This window comes from Priestia sp. FSL R5-0597, assembly GCF_038006305.1.
In the GTDB taxonomy this organism is placed as follows: Bacteria; Bacillota; Bacilli; order Bacillales; family Bacillaceae_H; genus Priestia; species Priestia zanthoxyli.
Genome location: NZ_JBBOUZ010000001.1, coordinates 32,501 through 35,000, shown reverse-complemented (window position 1 = coordinate 35,000; position 2,500 = coordinate 32,501). Strand labels below are relative to the sequence as shown.

Sequence of the window (2,500 nt, the reverse complement as noted above, 5' to 3'; positions counted from 1 at the left end):
TACACCGGCAAATGGTGGAGGATGACGGGATCGAACCGCCGACCCCCTGCTTGTAAGGCAGGTGCTCTCCCAGCTGAGCTAATCCTCCGATATAAAAGCCTGGCAACGTCCTACTCTCACAGGGACAAAGTCCCAACTACCATTGGCGCTAAAGAGCTTAACTTCCGTGTTCGGTATGGGAACGGGTGTGACCTCTTCGCTATCGCCACCAGACATATTATATTATACATGATTTAAAAAAGAAAGCAAGACTTTTTTTGAAAAAGTTTTGTTCTTTCAAAACTAGATAACAGGTTGCTGAGTAAAGCTTATGCTTTTAAAAGTTTGGTTAAGTCCTCGATCGATTAGTATCAGTCAGCTACACATGTCGCCACGCTTCCACCTCTGACCTATCAACCTGATCATCTTTCAGGGATCTTACTAGCTTGCGCTATGGGAAATCTCATCTTGAGGGGGGCTTCATGCTTAGATGCTTTCAGCACTTATCCCGTCCACACATAGCTACCCAGCGATGCCTTTGGCAAGACAACTGGTACACCAGCGGTGTGTCCATCCCGGTCCTCTCGTACTAAGGACAGCTCCTCTCAAATTTCCTACGCCCACGACGGATAGGGACCGAACTGTCTCACGACGTTCTGAACCCAGCTCGCGTACCGCTTTAATGGGCGAACAGCCCAACCCTTGGGACCGACTACAGCCCCAGGATGCGATGAGCCGACATCGAGGTGCCAAACCTCCCCGTCGATGTGGACTCTTGGGGGAGATAAGCCTGTTATCCCCGGGGTAGCTTTTATCCGTTGAGCGATGGCCCTTCCATGCGGAACCACCGGATCACTAAGCCCGACTTTCGTCCCTGCTCGACTTGTAGGTCTCGCAGTCAAGCTCCCTTGTGCCTTTACACTCTACGAATGATTTCCAACCATTCTGAGGGAACCTTTGGGCGCCTCCGTTACATTTTAGGAGGCGACCGCCCCAGTCAAACTGCCCACCTGACACTGTCTCCCGGCCCGATCAGGGCCGCGGGTTAGAATTTCAATACAGCCAGGGTAGTATCCCACCGACGCCTCCACCGAAGCTAGCGCTCCGGCTTCTCAGGCTCCTACCTATCCTGTACAAGCTGTACCAAAATTCAATATCAGGCTACAGTAAAGCTCCACGGGGTCTTTCCGTCCTGTCGCGGGTAACCTGCATCTTCACAGGTACTATAATTTCACCGAGTCTCTCGTTGAGACAGTGCCCAGATCGTTACGCCTTTCGTGCGGGTCGGAACTTACCCGACAAGGAATTTCGCTACCTTAGGACCGTTATAGTTACGGCCGCCGTTTACTGGGGCTTCGATTCAGAGCTTCTCCCAAAGGATAACCCCTCCTCTTAACCTTCCAGCACCGGGCAGGCGTCAGCCCCTATACTTCGCCTTGCGGCTTCGCAGAGACCTGTGTTTTTGCTAAACAGTCGCCTGGGCCTATTCACTGCGGCTCTCTCGGGCTATACACCCTACCAGAGCACCCCTTCTCCCGAAGTTACGGGGTCATTTTGCCGAGTTCCTTAACGAGAGTTCTCTCGATCACCTTAGGATTCTCTCCTCGCCTACCTGTGTCGGTTTGCGGTACGGGCACCTCCCGCCTCGCTAGAGGCTTTTCTTGGCAGTGTGGAATCAGGAACTTCGGTACTATAATTCCCTCGTCATCACAGCTCAGCCTTTATGATGAGCGGATTTGCCTACTCATCAGCCTAACTGCTTGAACGCGCATATCCAGCAGCGCGCTTACCCTATCCTACTGCGTCCCCCCATTACTCAAACGGCGGGGAGGTGGTACAGGAATATCAACCTGTTGGCCATCGCCTACGCTTTTCAGCCTCGGCTTAGGTCCCGACTAACCCTGAGCGGACGAGCCTTCCTCAGGAAACCTTAGGCATTCGGTGGACAAGATTCTCACTTGTCTTTCGCTACTCATACCGGCATTCTCACTTCTAAGCGCTCCACCAGTCCTTACGGTCTGACTTCGCTGCACTTAGAACGCTCTCCTACCACTGACATCAAAGATGTCAATCCACAGCTTCGGTGATACGTTTAGCCCCGGTACATTTTCGGCGCAGAGTCACTCGACCAGTGAGCTATTACGCACTCTTTAAATGGTGGCTGCTTCTAAGCCAACATCCTGGTTGTCTAAGCAACTCCACATCCTTTTCCACTTAACGTATACTTGGGGACCTTAGCTGGTGGTCTGGGCTGTTTCCCTTTTGACTACGGATCTTATCACTCGCAGTCTGACTCCCATGGATAAGTCTTTGGCATTCGGAGTTTGACTGAATTCGGTAACCCGTTGGGGGCCCCTAGTCCAATCAGTGCTCTACCTCCAAGACTCTCACAACATGAGGCTAGCCCTAAAGCTATTTCGGAGAGAACCAGCTATCTCCAGGTTCGATTGGAATTTCTCCGCTACCCACACCTCATCCCCGCACTTTTCAACGTGCGTGGGTTCGGGCCTCCATTCAGTGT

2 tRNA genes and 2 rRNA genes (2 of these 4 cut by a window edge) are annotated in these 2,500 nt (G+C 52.2%); all 4 read right to left on the bottom strand.

Annotation, left to right across the window (positions count from 1 at the left end):
* Positions 1-9, bottom strand: a tRNA-Thr gene (locus MKX72_RS00180) (it extends 67 nt beyond the left edge of the window).
* 3 nt (positions 10-12) lie between these two features.
* Positions 13-88, bottom strand: a tRNA-Val gene (locus MKX72_RS00175).
* A 9-nt stretch (positions 89-97) separates the two neighbouring features.
* A 5S ribosomal RNA gene (gene rrf, locus MKX72_RS00170) occupies positions 98-213 on the bottom strand.
* 111 nt (positions 214-324) lie between these two features.
* Positions 325-2,500: ribosomal RNA gene (locus MKX72_RS00165) — 23S ribosomal RNA — on the bottom strand (it continues 760 nt past the right edge of the window).